The sequence below is a fragment of the Rhodococcus sp. LB1 genome, from assembly GCF_001583455.1.
Taxonomy (GTDB): domain Bacteria; phylum Actinomycetota; class Actinomycetes; order Mycobacteriales; family Mycobacteriaceae; genus Rhodococcus_F; species Rhodococcus_F opacus.
In genome coordinates, this window is sequence record NZ_LTCZ01000080.1 from 1 (window position 1) to 15,557 (window position 15,557).

The window sequence follows — 15,557 nt, forward strand, 5'->3', positions numbered from 1 at the left end:
GCGGGTGGCAAGCCGATCCATGAATGGCTCGAGGTGCGCCCGTTCCTGGCCGCGCACCCGACCGTCACGGAGTGACGCACAGTGGACGACGACCTTCTGCGGACCCTCACCCCCACCGTGATCGGCGTCCTCGTCCGCCGCGGAGCCGACTTCGGAGCGGCCGAGGACGCCGTGCAGGACGCCCTGATCGAGGCCGTGCGCGCGTGGCCGGACAACCCCCCGCGGGACCCCAAGGGCTGGCTGGTCACCGTGGCCTGGCGCAAGTTCCTCGACGCGACCCGCGCCGATAGCTCCCGTCGACACCGTGAGGTGCTCGTCGACTCAGAGCCCGTACCCGGCCCGGGCGAGGCGGTGGACGACACACTCCAGCTGTATTTCCTGTGCGCGCACCCGTCCCTGACACCGGCCTCGGCCGTCGCGCTCACGCTGCGCGCCGTCGGCGGCCTGACCACGCGTCAGATCGCGCAGGCCTTCCTCGTGCCCGAGTCGACCATGGCACAGCGGATCAGCAGGGCCAAACGGACCGTCTCGAGCGTCCGGTTCGACCAGCACGGCGACGTCGCCACGGTGCTGCGCGTGCTCTACCTGGTCTTCAACGAGGGCTATTCCGGTGACGTCGATCTCGCCGCCGAGGCGATCCGGCTCACCCGCCAACTGGCGGCCAAAACCAACCATGAGGAGGTCGCGGGCCTGCTCGCGCTCATGCTGCTCCACCACGCCCGGCGCCCGGCACGGACCCGCACCGACGGCAGCCTCGTGCCACTTGCCGAGCAGGACCGCAGCCTGTGGAATACCCGCCTGATCGCCGAGGGCGTCGTCGTGCTCCAGGCAGCCCTCACCCGCGACCGACTGGGCGAGTTCCAAGCCCAAGCCGCCATCGCTGCGCTCCACGCCGACGCCCAGAAGGCCGAGGAGACCGACTGGGTGCAGATCGTCGAGTGGTACGACGAACTTGTCCGCCTCACCGACAGCCCGGTGGCCCGCCTCAACCGCGCCGTCGCGGTCGGCGAGGCAGACGGCCCGAGGGCAGGCCTGGCGGCCCTTGCTGGGCTCGACCCCACCCTGCCCAGGTACTCCGCGGCCGCGGCGTACCTACACGAGCGCGACGGTGACCCGGTGACCGCAGCGCGGCTCTACGGCGAAGCTGCCCGGTCGGCGCCCAACCTCCCCGAACGCGACCACCTCACCCGACAGGCCGCGCGGCTCAACACGCAGCTGCGCAGTTGAGCCGCGTTGTATGTGCCTGTTGCTGTGGTGATGGGTTGTGGAGAGGAACTTTGGTGGGCGTGGTGGGTACGGTTGGTTTCTGCTCACGTGACTACGGTGATATTCTGTAAATCAGGGTGTTCCGTCGCGGGCCGAGTCATATCCTCGTCAGGGATGAAGATTGAGCGGCAACGACCAGCGGTTGCGCGATTCGCGATCCAGTTGTCCCCTGAGTGCCTGAGTGTCGGCCGATGTGTTCCACTCCCCCGTGACCGCTCGGCCGGCCCGCCGGGCCCTCTCCCCCACCCTGGCATCGGGCTGATCCCCAGCGTCCGAGCAATGGGAACCGGTTGTGACTGAGGTCGGGAGTTGCCAGTGGTAGTGCCACTACCCCGGTTCCGTGAAATAGCTACGCCAGAATTCGGGTAATCAGTGCGTTCCGTCCGCGTCCGAGTCAGCTGCGTCTGGATCTGAGGGCCTGATGCGGCGTTGCCGACTCTCATGCAGAGAGGACACACACGGTGGGGATCCCACGTACTGCCCTGCCGCCGAGTCCCCCACTCCCCCGGTGAACGGACTTCAGAACCAGCCTTTGCGCTTCGCCCAGACGAGGAGTGCCCCGGACATGGCGAGCATCACGAGCACGATCGCGGCGACCGAGAGCCATTGCGTCCGTTCGTTCACGATCACATTCATGCCGAGGATCGAGGACAGGGCAGTGATCGGCAACGTGACGGCCGCGATGACGGCGAGTCGCTCGGCGGCGATGGTCATCTTGGTGTTCGTGCGTGCCTGGTAGAACTCGATCGTGCCCTGGAGGTAGTCCTTCTGGCCCTTGGCCATCACGGTCAGATGCTGGAACTGGTCGACCGCGTCGAGCAGGAGATCCTGCCCCTTGCCGGTGCCGAACGCCTCGATGGTGACCATTCGGCCGTAGACCTCTCGGCTCAACGCGGCCATGGTGCCGACCGTGAGCAGACCGTGTCGCACCCGGAACATCTCGTCGAGAAAAGTTTCCGGGTTGCCGAGGTGCCCGCCGGTCACCTGTTGCTCGAGCTTCCACACGTCCTTGGTCAACTCGGCGGTGTACGCCCGCATCCGAGCCGTCAACGCGGCGAGCAACGCGAACGACAATTCGAACCCGGTGACCGGCTGCAACTTCCCCGACTCCAGCCGGCCCAGTACCGCATTCACCTCGACCATTGCGGTCGAGGGATCGATAGCGGGATTTACCGGGCCGTGCACCGTCACCAGGTACCGGCTGCCGATGAACTGGTCCAGTTCGACGTAATGCACGTGTCCGTGCGCTCCCGACTGCGGCGCGTGCAGGACGACGAAGAAGTGGTCCACATATCTGTGCACCTTCGGCACCTGATTGCGGTTCATCGAATCCCGCACGGCGAGAGGGTGAAAGCCGAAAATCGTGGTCAATGCGTCGTCCGCCTGATCGTCCCAGGTCGGGACATCCACCCAGACCAACCCGTCGGGGCGGTCGAGCAACTCCCTCAGTTCGGTCACCGCACACGAACGCACACCGTCACGGGAGATGAAGCGGATATCCATATCGGCCTCCTCGCCACGACGGACCGTCACCTCTGTCATAGCACTGCGAGCAGAGACGAGAGAGGAGACTGAGCACGTGGCTGACGACAGGACTGTGCTGGTTGTGGTGGATGCTGCGAACGTCGTCGGCTCGCGACCCGACGGTTGGTGGCGTGATCGTGCCGGCGCGGCCCGACGATTGCTCGCCGAGCTCGCCACTTTCGAACAGCACCTGGATCGGCCCGCCGAGGTGGTGGTCGTCCTCGAGGGCGCGGCGAAGGCCGCCGTCACCGGTGCGACGGGCGCGGAATTCGAGGGCCTGCAGGTGGTATCGGCGGACGGTTCGGGCGACGACACGATCGTCGACGTGGTGGCCGCAGCCGCCGAGGCGGACGGCGACCGGCCGATCATCGTCGTCACCGCAGACCGGGGACTCCGCAACCGAGTCGAGGCGCTCGGGGCCCACACGTTCGGTCCGCGCTGGCTCCTGGACCGTATCGACTCCTAGCAGTCCCGCCGCTCACCGTCGGTGACCACGAGGTCGAGGATGCGGCCGCGGACCTTCCTCCGCACCAACCCCCACCGTCCGTGGTCGGCCAGCGCGGCACGGGCCGCGTTGTATCCACACATACCGTGGACACCGCCGCCCGGATGGGTGGCCGAGCTCGCCAGGTACAGCCGGTCGATCGACGTGTCGGGCCCGGACGAACCCGGGGTCGGGCGGAAGACGAGCTGCTGGTACAGCTGGGCGGTGCCGCCGTTGACGGCGCCGCCGTGCAGGTTCGCGTTGCTCGCCTCGAGGTCGCCCGGACGCTGCACGTTCCGCCCGACCACCCGCTCGGCGAATCCCGGCGCGTGCGATTCGAGCATCGCGTCCACCCGATGGGCCAGCAACTCGGCCGACTCGTCGTCCGTGATTCCCCGCGGCAGATGGGTGTAGGCCCAGGCGCTTTCGGTTCCTTCGGGCGAACGGCTGGGGTCGGACGTCGTCATCTGACCGAACAACAGGAAGGGGTGTGTCGGGATCACGCCTGTGGTCAGGTCGGCCATCCACCGAACCAGTCCGTTGTCGTCGGCGCCCAGATGCACGGTTCCGGCAGATTCGAGGCTCCGCGAGCGCCACGGAATCTTGCGGTCGAGTGCGTAGTTCACCTTGACGACGGGGGTATCCCATTCGAACTTCTCCAGGTCTGCTCGGACGCCCGCCGGGACCACGGAGGAATCCAGCAACCGTCCGTACAGTGCGGGCGCCGAGACATCCGCGAGCACCGCGCGTCTTGTCAGATAGCGGTCGCCGCCCGCAGTCCGAACCTCTGTCGCCACTCCCCCGGTGACCTCGATCGACGTCACCTCCTCGCCGCAACGAATTTCTGCGCCGTTCCGTCTCCCTCGTTCCGCCATCGCGGCGGAGAGGGCGCCGGCCCCGCCGACCGGGACGACGTACCCGTCGTCCTGCGCGAGCATGGTCAGGAGATATCCCATGACTCCGCTGCCCGGTGAATCGACCGGCGTGTCGGCGTGCATTGCGTTGCCCAGCAACAACACCCGGGCGGATTCCCCGTCGAACAGCTCGTGCGTCATCCGGCGTGCGGGCAGCATCAGGAAACGCACGAGCCGGAGGGCCTCCGCGGTGCCGAGCTGCGACAGCAGTCGTCGTGGTCCGCGGACGGGGGGAAACGGGCTGAACAGGGTGTCGAGGAAAGGTTCCTTGACGTCCTTCCACTGCTCGAAGAGCCGGAGCCACGCCTGCCCGTCCCCTGGTTGCCTGCGCTCGAGGTCGGCCGCTGTGTCAGTTGGGTCCCGGCGGATCAGCGGGGCATCGTCGTCGTCGGGGTGCCTGGGGTGCCCGACCGCGGCGGGTGCCTGACTCCATCGCAGACCCACACCCTCGAGGTCGAGGTGCCGGATCGCCGGCGACACCGCCGCCAGGGGATAGAACGCACTGAACAGGTCGGTACGGAAACCCGGGAAGAGTTCGGCCGACCTGACGGCGCCCCCCGGTTCCGGTTGCTGTTCGAGGAGGACGACATCCCAGCCGGCCTCCGCCAGGGTGGCCGTCGCGGCGAGACCGTTGGGCCCGGCTCCGATGACGACGGCGTCGACTGTCCGCACTGTCACGGCGTCAGGGTTTCGTTTTTCGCTCGGCGAGGAACGAGAGCCGGCGCAGGCACTCCAGATTTCGCGGGAGGACCGCGAGGTCCTGCGCCGTCCGCGGAACCCACTTCAGCGGTACGGAGGCGGCGGCCTCGGACATCTGGAGGTGGCAGCCGGATCCACGCGGCTCCAGTCGCAGTCGCACAACAGCCTTCGTGGGCGTCACCTGGGCCAGCAGCCGAAGTTCACGATTCTCTTCGGCGAAGAGGACCTCGGTGGAGTCGTCGATCAACGCGGGCCAAGCGCCGACGGAATGGTGCAAACGACTTCCTACGGCGGGCCAGTCGGCGGAGACGGCACGCATGCGTGACGCTCCGACCACCCAAGACGGGTACAGCCACCCGTTGGCGAGAACGGACCACACGTCCGAAGCCGAAGCCGACGTGTCGCAATGTGCCTCGATGACGACCACTCCCTCGAACGAGTACCTCACGGACTCCCTGCGCTTACCCACGTACCCCGGATCGAAAACGTGAGCTACGCAATGGTCGCCACGGACCGGGCACTGTGGTTTGCTCGAGCCTATGTCTTCGGAATCCTCCACCGCCGTCAGAGCAGCGCTGTTCGACGTCGACGGCACCCTGGTCGACTCCAACTATCTGCATGTCCGAGCATGGCAACGGGCGTTCCGGGAAGTCGGGCACGACGTGGACGCATGGCGGGTGCATCGCGCGATCGGACTCGATTCGTCACTTCTTCTGGAATCGCTACTCGGCGACCACGCGGACACGCTCGGGGACCGCGCGAAGGACCTCCACAAGACGTATTACCTCGGTGCGCGGGACAGCATGCGGCCGCTGCGCGGTGCCCGGGCACTGATCCGCGAACTGCACGGGCGCGGTGTGCAGGTCGTCCTCGCCACCTCCGCCCCCGAGGAGGAGCTGGACGTGTTGCGGGAGATCCTGTCGGTCGACTCGTACATTGCGCACACCACGTCGTCCGAGGACGTCGATCACGCCAAACCGGATCCCGGAGTGGTTCGCGCAGCGATGGACCGCTCGTCCACGTCCTCGGACACTGCGGTGATGGTGGGCGACGCTGTGTGGGACGGCAAGGCGGCGTCCCGGGCCGGTGTCACCTTCGTCGGTCTCCTCAGCGGGGGTATTTCCCGCGCCGACTTGACGGAGGCCGGCGCGGCGGCGGTGTTCGAGGACGCACAGGACCTACTGGACAACCTCGAGTCCAGTCCGCTGGCGAAACTGCTGGTGTCCTAGGCTCCGCGCGACGACCACGCCTGCGCGATCCCGGGATACGTCTGCGCGATCTCGTCGACACGCTCGTCGGTCGCGGAGTCTATCTCGGCCCGATGGCGCTGCGCTGTGACCAACGGCCCCGCGGATCCCGAACCTCCGGCAGGCGCGTCCGCCTCCCATTCGTGGATCACCTCGTCGAGGCGAAGTGCGACGAATTCCTTCTTACTCTCAGTCATCATCTTTCCTTTCGTTGCGTCGTGCCGAAAAACGCCGTGGTTTCACGACTGTGCTCCGACGCCCTCGCCGGCCGCGAACCGTGATTCCGAATCGGTGACCAGCCCGATCGACACGAGTGGGCGGGGGAAGAGCAGATCGGTGAGGTAGGCGAGAGCGACCGCCCAGCGATTGGCGGCGTTCGGCATCGCGTAGAGGTGGTAGGCGCGCGTGACCACCTTCGCGAGGAACCCCGACAGCTGGATGCCGAGGGGGTTCGCGACGGCGAACCCCGGGCCGAGATCGACGACCAGGCCCATGTCGCGATGGCTGTACGGTTTCGGGTCGCCGACGCCCAGGCTTGCCGCGACGTTGCGGGCCAGGGCCTGTCCTTGCCGGACGGCGTGCTGGGCGGTGGGAGGGGTGACCGATCCGCTGTTCTTCGGATCGGGAACAGCCGCGGCGTCGCCGCCCGCGAAGACGTCGGGATGCCCGTCCACCGAGAGGTCGGGGCGCACCGTCAACCTCCCCTTCTCGGTGGGTAATCCGAGCGTGTCGATGAGGGGGCCGGCGGTCACTCCCGTCACCCAGGCGACGGTGCGGGTCGGGATCACGGTGCCGTCGTCGAGCGTGACATGTTCGGGTCCGAGTTCTGCGAGGGTGGTTTCCAGGCGCACGTCGATGCCGCGGGAACGCAGCACGTCCAGCACCTTGCCGCCCAGCTTCTCCCCCACCTCCGGCATCACCGTGTCGGCGGCGTCGAGCAGCAGGAAACGGATCTTCGCGGGGTCGAGGTTTCGCCGCGCGGCCGCTTCGTCGGCGAGGGCGCGCAGCTGTGCGGTGAGTTCCGTGCCCGCGTAGGACGCACCCACCACGACGACCGTCCGGCGGGCGTCGGCGACCGAAGGGTCGGTGTCCCGCTCGGCGAGTTCGATCTGGGTGAGAAGCTGGTCGCGGAAGTACAGCGCCTCGGCCGGCGTCTTCAGCCCCCTCGCGTGCTCGGCGAGCCCGGGAATGTCGAACAGGCGGGTCACCGATCCGGGGGTGAGCACCAGCCGGTCCCAGGCCACGTCCTCGACGCCCTGCTCGCAGTCGGTCACGTGCACGGTGCGGGCTCCGAAGTCGACGGAATCGACGCTGCCCTTCACCAGTTCGACGTGCGGCAGCGCCTCGGACAGAGGAACGGTGACGAACCGAGCGTCCAGGATTCCGCCCGCCACCTCCGGCAGGAGCGGGGTGTACAGCATGTAGTCGTGTGGCGCGATCATGGTGATGCGGGCATCGGTCCCCCGGAGGCGCCGCGCGAGAGCGCGTGCGCATTCGAATCCGGCGAAGCCGCTTCCCACCAAGACGATGCGAGTTGGTTCTCCAGCTGATTCGTGGGTCATACAGAACACTGTCCCCACCCTGGCCTCGAACGAAACAATCACCGGCGTCGCGGCGTCGCGGTGTGAGGACGGCGAATACGGGTACTCGCCGTACCGAGAGCGATCGACGGGATCGAATGCGAAGGGCGGGAACATGAGTGCCGTATCGAAGGCAATGTACAAACCGTTGGCGCTGGCCGCGAGTGTCGCCGGCGGAATCGCGGCCAGTGCGGTTTTCGGTCAGGTGTGGAAGCGTGTCGCCGGCGAATCCGAGGCTCCCGACCCCAAGGATCTCTCACGCAGCACCCGCGAGGTGCTGATCGCGGCGGCCGTGCAGGGCACCGTATTCGGCCTGGTCAAGGCGGCGGTCGACCGCGCGGGCGCGCGGGGGTACCGGAAACTGGCCCACGCCGACCCCAGGTAGATCGAGGCAGTTGTCACAGAACACCCTTAGGCTGAGCCGATGCGTACACGTTTCGCGGAAAACCTCGACAGCCTGTCCGGCGATCTCGCCTCCATGTGCCGGCTGTCCGTTACCGCGATGTCGGAGGCGAGCGACGCACTGCTGCAGGCAGACCTCGAGCTCGCCGAGCACGTGATCGACGTGAGCGGCGAGCTCGACGATGCCGCGGCGCACTGGGAGAAGCGCGCCTTCGCCCTGCTGGCGCTGCAGGCACCGGTCGCGCACGACCTCCGATTCATGGTCGGAGGCCTCCACATTTCCGCGGATCTGCACCGCATGGGCGGTCTCGCGGTGCACATCGCGAAGATTGCCCGCCGACGGCATCCCGACCACGTCGTTCCCGACGAGGTCCTGGAGGTGTTCACCGAGATGGGCGCCGTCGCCGTCGCGCAGGCGAAGGAAACCGAGCAGGTGCTGCAATATCGGGATCCCGAGCGCGCCCGCGGATTGCTGACGGCGGACGAGGCGATGGACGATCTCCATCGGAGCCTGTTCACGATCACCCAGGCCGAGGACTGGCCGCACGGTGTCCAGTCGGCCGTCGACATCACCCTGCTCGGCCGCTTCTACGAGCGGTTCTGCGACCACACGGTCGAGATCGGCAGGCGCGTCATCTTCCTCGAGACCGGCAGCCTGCCCGAACAATGAGGGCGACGCCCGGTCAGCTCAACCCTTCCTCCGCGGCCACCGAGGGCACCGGACCCCGGGTGTAGACGTCGAGGCGGAAGTCCGCGTCCCGATACGCCCCGGCACGGTGGAGGCCGTCGGTCGCCGCGACCGTCTCGTGCACCGCCCGGCCGGTCTGCGGATACTCGGGTACCGGATGCTGCCAGTGGACCGCCACGAGGGTGCCGCCCTGTTCCAGGGCATCGACGGCACGTCCCAGCGTGGTCGCGAGGTCGGCGGGGGTGAGGTAGTACAGCACCTCACTGAGCATCACGAGGTCGAAAGCGCCGGGTGGCCACGGGTCGAGCAGCGATGCCCGGCCGAGTTCCACCCGGTCGGCCACTCCTTCGCGCCGCAGACGGTCCCGTGCGCTCTCCAGCGCACGGGGAACCACGTCCGTTGCGACGACCCGGTCGCAGCGTCGTGCCAAGTGCGCCGTGAGCACGCCGATCGAGCACCCTGGTTCGAACGCCCGCCGATAGTGCGGGCGGGGCAGGACCGCGAGAGTGAGCGCGTACTTGCGGCGCTCGTACCATCGTTCGTCGAAGCCCCACGGGTCCGCCGATTCGGCATACATCGTTTCGAAGTAGCCGGGATCCATCGCGCTCACCACAGCACCCATTCCGTTGTCCGCATCAGTCTCGCGAGCACCCACGGCGGGAGGATCGCGGCGTCCCGCGGATCCTCGGACAACGGGAGGATCTGGGTGCGGAATTCGTCGACGGCACGGCGTTTGCGTGCCAGGATCTCCGCGGCCGGGGTCAGGACGCGTATCCGGTTCCAGGGCACCGCCGGATCGGCCGGCCGTGCCCAGTGCCACATCCAGACCGGATACTCCACCAGGCGGTGACCGGTCATCGAACATGCTTCTGCCGCAGCTCTTCCGGTGGCTTCGTGATCGGGATGGCCGTCGCCTCGCCAGGTGGCGAGCACCCACACCCTCTCCCCTTCTCCGGAGGTCGCGGTGAGCACGTCGACGAGGCGGGTGATGAGTTCGTGCTCGTGCGCGCTCACCGCGCCGTCCGGTATTCCGAGTCGCAGTGGTTCGCCGATACCCAGCAGTGCTGTCGCCTGGTTCGATTCCGCGATCCGTGCGGCGGCCAACGCGTCGGGCGTCAGCGTCGGCGAGTCGGGGTGGGACGCCGCACCGTCCGTCACCGCCACCACCATGACGGGAATACCGGCGGCCGCGGCGGTGGCCATCAGCGCGCCCACACCGAGTACCTCGTCGTCGGGATGTGGTGCGACGACGACCAACCGGTCGCACTCCGCGAGTGGAGCCGGCAGGAAGGGGGTGGACGCCAGCCACGGCTGCCATTCGTCCTCCGGTGTGCCGCGCGCGGCCACCGGGATCTCCCGGAATCTGGTGGCGTTGTCCACTGTCAGTCCTCCCCCGCGACAAGTGCGCCGAGTGCCGCGAGATCGCGCTCGGCGTGGGATTGCCGGATGTACACGAGTAGGTCCGCGACATTGCGGGCATGGCCGGCGTCCGTCGCGAGGGGCGCGGCGCCGAGCGCGCGGCCGACGCGGTCGATCACGTCGCTCGCGGTCCGCTCGATCAGCGCCCGCACCCGGAACGCGCGCGTCTGGGCGGACCTCCGATCGAGGGGACTCGCATCCACCTCCCCGGCCGCGGCCTCGAACGCCCATCGGGCCGCGCTGACGGCGACGTCGATCGCGCCGAGGTGCGCGAGCTGGTGACTGTCCGCGCGGCCACTCCGGGCTCGCACCCGCAGCGGTTCGGCGACGGCGAGCGCGCCCCCGAACCAGCACGCCGCGACCCCGATGCCGCCGTGCCAGAACCCGGGACGGTCGAGGTACTCGTCGGGCGCGCCGATCGGTCGCGCGGGAACGCCGTCGAACGTCACCGATTCGGTGTCGGTCGCCGCCATCCCCGGATTCCGCCAGCCTCCGTGGCCCGCCGCGACCCTCGGTTCCCGCAGGTCGACGGCGAACAGCCGGGGTTGCTCCCCGACTCGCGCCGTGACCAGGGCATGCGTGCACATCGACGCCCCGGAGCACCATGCCTTCGTCCCCCGCAGGCGCCACCCGGCCGCGTCGTGGGACGCGTCCAGCACGGGGTGCGGTGGCTCGCTGGCCCACACACCCCAGAACTCGTTCCGGCCGGCGCGGGTCCCGTCGACTTCGGCGAGGATCGCGTCCGCGTCTGCGTGTGCCTCGAGGAGCCGTCCGACCGAGAGGTCGTGGCGGCACCACTGCGTCAGCCGCGCCCATCGGGCTGCGGTCGACCCGCCGCCGGGCAGCGGCAGTTCCGCGTCCCCCGAACGGATGATCGCCCGCACTGCGGCGGCGGTGGGGCTGCTGTTCTGGGTCACGTCGGCGCTCATCGGTCCCGCAATCCCTCGAGGTACGTGGCGAACCCCTGCGGGGCTCGGGCCCCGACGCGCGCCGACGTCTCCACCGGGGCGTCGATACTCCACACCACGTTCGCTCCCCGCCCGACCATCCGCTGCACCAGATCCACGTCCTCGTGCGCGGGCAGTGCGGCAAAACCTCCCACCGCCCGATACAGATCCGCGGAGAATCCCAGCGACGCGCCGTGCACGTGCCCATGGGCGGCGCCGGACCGGTAGGCGCTGCCGTACCGCGACCGGACATGGTCGGGCCACCCCGACCAGTCGGTGACCGCCACCGTGCCCGCCACCAACTGCGCCCCACGACTCGCGTGCTGCAGGTGGGACGACAACCAGTGCGCGGGGACGCGCGAGTCCGCGTCCGTCGTGGCGAACCACTCGTGTGGGCGCGGGGCGACCGAGTCGAAACCCGCACGCCGGGCCGCGCCGACGTTCCGCGCACCCAGGACCACGACGTCGACGTCCGCCCTGCGGACGACGGCTTCGCTGCCATCGGTGCACCCGTCGAGCACCACCACCGTCGTGACCGGCACGGACACCGCCCCGGCAGCGGCCCGCACCCCCTCCAGACAACGCGGCAACAGCGCTTCCTCGTCGTGGGCGGGCACGACCACCGTGATGTGCTCGACGCGCATGACGTCCCTTCCTGATCACTCACTGTTTCCGGGTTCAGCAAGTACCCAGTCCGTCGTCAGGGGAACCACAGCCGTGGCACCGCCGAGACTGATTCGGGATCCGTCACCGCGGGTAACCTCCCGCCATGAAGGTCGCGGACAGCCCCCGCTATCGGAAGGTCACCCTCACCGTGGACGGTGAGGAACGGACCCTCGAAGTCGACACCCGCACGACGCTGCTCGACGCGCTCCGCGAGCATCTCGGGGTGACCGCACCGAAGAAGGGTTGCGATCACGGGCAGTGCGGCTCGTGCACCGTCCTCCTCGACGGCAGACGGGCCACGTCCTGCCTCACGTTCGCTGTCGCCCATGACGGTGACCGCGTCGTCACCGCACACGGACTGGCCGACGGCGACGTGCTGCATTCCGTTCAGCAAGCGTTCGTCGAGCAGGACGGACTGCAATGCGGGTACTGCACGCCCGGTCAGATCTGTTCGGCGATCGGGATGTTCGACGAGTTCCTTGCCCTGCACCCGAGCGCCGTCACCGAGAACCTGACCGCTCCGCCCGAACTCACCGACGACGAGATACGGGAGCGGATGAGCGGAAACCTCTGCCGGTGCGGCGCGTACCCGAACATCCTTGCGGCGATCCGGCAGGCGGCGGAGGCGTGATTCCCTTCGATTACGAGCGGGCCACCGACGTCGACAGTGCCGTCGCCACGGTCACGGGTGACCCGCGGGCGTCGTTCCTCGCCGGCGGGACCAACCTCGTCGACCACATGAAGCTGGGGGTCGCGCACCCGCATCTCCTCGTCGATGTGAGCCGTCTCCCCCTCGACGACGTCGTCGAACTTCCGGACGGCGGGCTCCGGATCGGGGCGGCCGTCCGCAACAGCGATCTCGCCGCGCACGACGTCGTCCGCGCCCGGTACCCGATGCTGTCGCGCGCGCTCCTCTCCGGTGCGTCGGGACAACTGCGCAACGTCGCGACCACGGCGGGAAATCTGCTTCAGCGGACTCGCTGCGCGTACTTCCAGGACGTCACGACGCCGTGCAACAAACGGGAGCCCGGCACCGGGTGTTCCGCGATCGGCGGTTACGTGCGCTACCACGCCATTCTCGGTGCGTCGGAGCACTGCGTCGCCGTGCACCCGTCCGACATGGCGGTCGCGATGACGGCGCTCGACGGTGTCGTGGTGGTGCGCAGTGCCGACGGTGAGCGGCGAATCCCGCTGAGCGAGTTCTACCGGCTTCCCGGAGACCGGCCCGACCACGACACCGTCCTCGCGCACGGCGACCTCGTGACCGCCGTGGAGCTGCCCCCGCCGCCTGACGGGAACCGGTCCGCGTACCGGAAGGTGCGCGACCGTGCCTCCTTCGCGTTCGCGCTGGTGTCGGTGGCCGCCGAGCTGACGATCGGGGATGCGTCGATCACGTCGGCCCGGGTCGCTCTCGGCGGGGTCGCGCACCGGCCCTGGCGCGCCACGCTCGCCGAGGAGGTCCTCGTCGGGTCGCCGGCCACGGAGGACACGTTCGCCGAGGCTGCTGCAGCGGAACTCGCGCCGGCACAACCGCTTCCGGGGAACGAATTCAAGGTCGCACTGACCCGGCGGATACTCGCGTCGGTACTTCGTTCACTCGCCGAGGAGGCGCGCCGATGACGCTCGTCGATCCGAAGGTGATCGGAACCTCCGCCGAACGGCTGGACGCCCACGACAAGGTGACCGGTACGGCGTTGTACGCGTTCGAGCACCCCGTGGAGGAGCCGACGTATCTGCATCCGATCCTGTCGACGATCGGACGCGGCCGGGTCACGGCGATGCACGCGGCCGACGCAGAAGCCCTGGACGGGGTGCTCGCGGTCCTGACGGTCTTCGATGCGCCCCGCCTCGCGGACACCTCGGACGGGGAACTCGCGATCCTGCAGGACCCCCAGGTCCACTTCCGCGGCCAATTCGTGGGTGCGGTGGTCGCGGAGACACCGGAAGTCGCCCGGCACGGCGCGAGCCTCGTGCGCGTCGACTACGACGTGGAATCCCACGACACCGACTTCCATTCCGGCCGAGACGATCTCTACGCCCCCGAGGACGTGAATGCGGGGTTCCCGACCGACACCGAGGACGGCGACGTCGACGCGGCACTGGCCGCCGCCGCTGTCACGGTCGATCAGGTGTACTCCACCGCGATGGAACACAACAATCCGATGGAACCGCACGCCGCCATCGCCCGGTGGACCCCGGGCGGCAGCGGACCGGTTCTGACGCTGCACGATTCGACGCAGGGTGTCCACTCCGTGCGGCAGACGCTGGCACCGCTGTTCGGACTCGAAGTCGAGCAGATGCGGGTGATCGCCCCGTACGTCGGCGGCGGCTTCGGCTCCAAGGGTCTGCCGCACGCGCACGACGTGCTCGTGGTGATGGCGGCGCAGCGGGTGGAAGGCCGGCCGGTGAAGTTCGCGCTCACCCGGCAGCAGATGTTCGCCCTCTCCGCGTATCGCACGCCGACGGTGCAGCACATCCGGCTCGGGGCGGATGAGGACGGCCGGCTGACCGCGCTCGCCCACGAGGCGATCGTGCAGTCCGCGAAGATCAAGGAATTCGCCGAACAGGCGGCGGTCCCGTCGCGGCTGATGTACTCCGCGGGCACCCGGTACACCACCCATCGTCTCGCGTCCCTCGACGTGCCCGCCCCCTCCTGGATGCGTGCCCCCGGCGAGACCCCGGGCATGTTCGCGGCCGAAGTGGCGATGGACGAACTGGCCGAGGCCTGCGGACTCGACCCGATCGAACTGCGGATCCGCAACGAACCCGGGGTCGACCCGAGTACGGGCCGCCCCTGGTCGGGGCGGCGCCTCACCGACTGCCTGAGGGAGGGCGCCCGGCGTTTCGGGTGGGCGGACCGCAACGCGACGGCGTCGGCCCGGTCGGATTCCGAGTGGCAGGTGGGGATGGGCGTCGCGTCCGCAACGTATCCCGCGAACACGTCACCGGGGTCGGTTGCCCGGATCGTGTACGAATCCGACGGCACGTACACCGTACAGATCGGGTCGGTCGACATCGGTACCGGCGCATGGACCGCGCTCACGCAGATCGCGGCCGACGCGCTGGGCTGTCCCCTCGACGCGATCGTCCTGCAGATCGGCGACACGAATTTTCCGTCGGCGACCGTCGCAGGCGGCTCCACGGGTACCAGTTCCTGGGGCAGTGCGATCGTCGCGGCGGCCCGGTCGTTCCGGGACGAGCACGGCACGTCCCCCGCCCCGGGCGCGGAGACGAGTGCGGGGACGCCCGACAACCCCGACGCCGAGAAGTTCGCGCTCCACTCGTTCGGTGCCCACTTCGTGGAGGCGCACGTCCACCGGGACTCCTGCGAGATCCGCGTCGAACGCATGCTCGGGGTGTTCGCGATCGGCCGGGTGATCAACGCCCGCACGGTTCGGTCGCAACTCCTCGGCGGTATGGCGATGGGGATCTCGATGGCGTTGCACGAGAGCAGTGTGAACGACCCCCGGTTCGGTCACGTCGTCACCCAGGACCTTGCCTCCTATCACGTCAGCACGCACGCCGACATCAGGTACCTCGACGCGGTGTGCCTCGACGACGTCGACGAGCACGCCAACCCGATGGGATCGAAGGGCGTCGGTGAGATCGGCATCGTCGGGGCCGCGGCCGCGGTGGCGAACGCTGTTCGTCACGCCACCGGGGTCCGGGTCCGGAAGGTGCCGATCCACCTGGACGATCTGCTGCCCGGGTGATCGACCGG

Annotated in this window: 17 protein-coding genes and 1 pseudogene; 9 read left to right on the plus strand and 9 right to left on the minus strand. The window is 68.8% G+C overall.

What is annotated here, in order from left to right; all coding sequences use genetic code 11:
* Both AZG88_RS55545 and AZG88_RS14410 read left to right on the plus strand, forming a co-directional pair.
* A pseudogene (locus tag AZG88_RS55545) lies at nt 1–75 on the plus strand (YciI family protein); the annotation flags it as partial.
* 6 nt (nt 76–81) lie between these two features.
* Entirely contained in the window at nt 82–1,227 is a 1,146-nt protein-coding gene (locus AZG88_RS14410) for an RNA polymerase sigma factor (RefSeq protein WP_025432590.1), read from the plus strand.
* A gap of 558 nt (nt 1,228–1,785) precedes the next feature.
* Here the strand turns inward: AZG88_RS14410 and AZG88_RS14415 are convergent.
* Nucleotides 1,786–2,769: a magnesium transporter CorA family protein gene (locus AZG88_RS14415; RefSeq protein WP_005246268.1), complete on the minus strand. Its 984-nt coding sequence runs from the start codon at nt 2,767–2,769 to the stop codon at nt 1,786–1,788.
* A 76-nt stretch (nt 2,770–2,845) separates the two neighbouring features.
* Between AZG88_RS14415 and AZG88_RS14420 the strand changes: the two genes are divergently transcribed.
* Entirely contained in the window at nt 2,846–3,256 is a 411-nt protein-coding gene (locus AZG88_RS14420) for an NYN domain-containing protein (RefSeq protein ID WP_005246270.1), read from the plus strand.
* On the opposite strand, the gene AZG88_RS14425 is transcribed toward AZG88_RS14420, so the two are convergent.
* Both AZG88_RS14425 and AZG88_RS14430 read right to left on the minus strand, forming a co-directional pair.
* Nucleotides 3,253–4,866 (minus strand): phytoene desaturase family protein, encoded by a 1,614-nt coding sequence (locus AZG88_RS14425; RefSeq protein ID WP_061045185.1) that lies wholly within the window; start codon nt 4,864–4,866, stop codon nt 3,253–3,255. The two genes, AZG88_RS14420 and AZG88_RS14425, sit on opposite strands and share 4 nt — an antisense overlap.
* 4 nt (nt 4,867–4,870) lie before the next feature.
* Nucleotides 4,871–5,314: an SRPBCC family protein gene (locus tag AZG88_RS14430; protein WP_025432592.1), complete on the minus strand. Its 444-nt coding sequence runs from the start codon at nt 5,312–5,314 to the stop codon at nt 4,871–4,873.
* A 112-nt stretch (nt 5,315–5,426) separates the two neighbouring features.
* On the opposite strand from AZG88_RS14430, the gene AZG88_RS14435 reads away from it, so the two are divergent.
* Nucleotides 5,427–6,116 carry an HAD family hydrolase gene (locus AZG88_RS14435; RefSeq protein WP_061698079.1) on the plus strand — a complete coding sequence of 230 codons (690 nt, stop codon included), beginning with the start codon at nt 5,427–5,429 and terminating at the stop codon, nt 6,114–6,116.
* Here AZG88_RS14435 and AZG88_RS14440 read toward each other — a convergent pair.
* Both AZG88_RS14440 and AZG88_RS14445 read right to left on the minus strand, forming a co-directional pair.
* Nucleotides 6,113–6,331 (minus strand): hypothetical protein, encoded by a 219-nt coding sequence (locus tag AZG88_RS14440; protein ID WP_061698087.1) that lies wholly within the window; start codon nt 6,329–6,331, stop codon nt 6,113–6,115. The genes AZG88_RS14435 and AZG88_RS14440 overlap by 4 nt on opposite strands.
* 42 nt (nt 6,332–6,373) lie before the next feature.
* Nucleotides 6,374–7,696, minus strand: coding sequence for an NAD(P)/FAD-dependent oxidoreductase (locus AZG88_RS14445; protein WP_061698088.1), 1,323 nt, complete (start codon nt 7,694–7,696; stop codon nt 6,374–6,376).
* A gap of 133 nt (nt 7,697–7,829) precedes the next feature.
* Here AZG88_RS14445 and AZG88_RS14450 point away from each other — a divergent pair, with 133 nt between their 5' ends.
* Complete coding sequence (locus AZG88_RS14450; protein WP_005246295.1) at nt 7,830–8,099, plus strand: DUF4235 domain-containing protein; 270 nt, start codon at nt 7,830–7,832, stop codon at nt 8,097–8,099.
* A 39-nt stretch (nt 8,100–8,138) separates the two neighbouring features.
* Nucleotides 8,139–8,786, plus strand: coding sequence for a phosphate signaling complex protein PhoU (phoU, locus tag AZG88_RS14455; RefSeq protein WP_005246296.1), 648 nt, complete (start codon nt 8,139–8,141; stop codon nt 8,784–8,786).
* A 13-nt stretch (nt 8,787–8,799) separates the two neighbouring features.
* On the opposite strand, the gene AZG88_RS14460 is transcribed toward phoU, so the two are convergent.
* From AZG88_RS14460 to AZG88_RS14475, 4 genes are read right to left on the minus strand one after another with little or no spacing between them, the layout of a single operon-like run.
* Entirely contained in the window at nt 8,800–9,417 is a 618-nt protein-coding gene (locus tag AZG88_RS14460) for a class I SAM-dependent DNA methyltransferase (protein WP_061698080.1), read from the minus strand.
* Nucleotides 9,411–10,184: a PIG-L deacetylase family protein gene (locus AZG88_RS14465; RefSeq protein WP_061698081.1), complete on the minus strand. Its 774-nt coding sequence runs from the start codon at nt 10,182–10,184 to the stop codon at nt 9,411–9,413. Before AZG88_RS14465 ends, AZG88_RS14460 begins: the two co-directional genes overlap by 7 nt.
* 2 nt (nt 10,185–10,186) lie before the next feature.
* Entirely contained in the window at nt 10,187–11,152 is a 966-nt protein-coding gene (locus AZG88_RS14470) for an acyl-CoA dehydrogenase family protein (RefSeq protein WP_061698082.1), read from the minus strand.
* Nucleotides 11,149–11,814, minus strand: a complete 666-nt coding sequence (locus AZG88_RS14475) for a glycosyltransferase (RefSeq protein ID WP_061045190.1) — start codon at nt 11,812–11,814, stop codon at nt 11,149–11,151. Before AZG88_RS14475 ends, AZG88_RS14470 begins: the two co-directional genes overlap by 4 nt.
* Nucleotides 11,815–11,939: 125 nt before the next feature.
* Here AZG88_RS14475 and AZG88_RS14480 point away from each other — a divergent pair, with 125 nt between their 5' ends.
* From AZG88_RS14480 to AZG88_RS14490, 3 genes are read left to right on the plus strand one after another with little or no spacing between them, the layout of a single operon-like run.
* Complete coding sequence (locus AZG88_RS14480; protein WP_061698083.1) at nt 11,940–12,467, plus strand: 2Fe-2S iron-sulfur cluster-binding protein; 528 nt, start codon at nt 11,940–11,942, stop codon at nt 12,465–12,467.
* A complete protein-coding gene (locus tag AZG88_RS14485) occupies nt 12,464–13,456 on the plus strand; it encodes an FAD binding domain-containing protein (RefSeq protein WP_061698084.1) in 993 nt (330 codons plus the stop codon). Before AZG88_RS14480 ends, AZG88_RS14485 begins: the two co-directional genes overlap by 4 nt.
* Nucleotides 13,453–15,549 carry a xanthine dehydrogenase family protein molybdopterin-binding subunit gene (locus AZG88_RS14490; RefSeq protein WP_005246311.1) on the plus strand — a complete coding sequence of 699 codons (2,097 nt, stop codon included), beginning with the start codon at nt 13,453–13,455 and terminating at the stop codon, nt 15,547–15,549. Before AZG88_RS14485 ends, AZG88_RS14490 begins: the two co-directional genes overlap by 4 nt.
* Nucleotides 15,550–15,557: the final 8 nt, after the last annotated feature.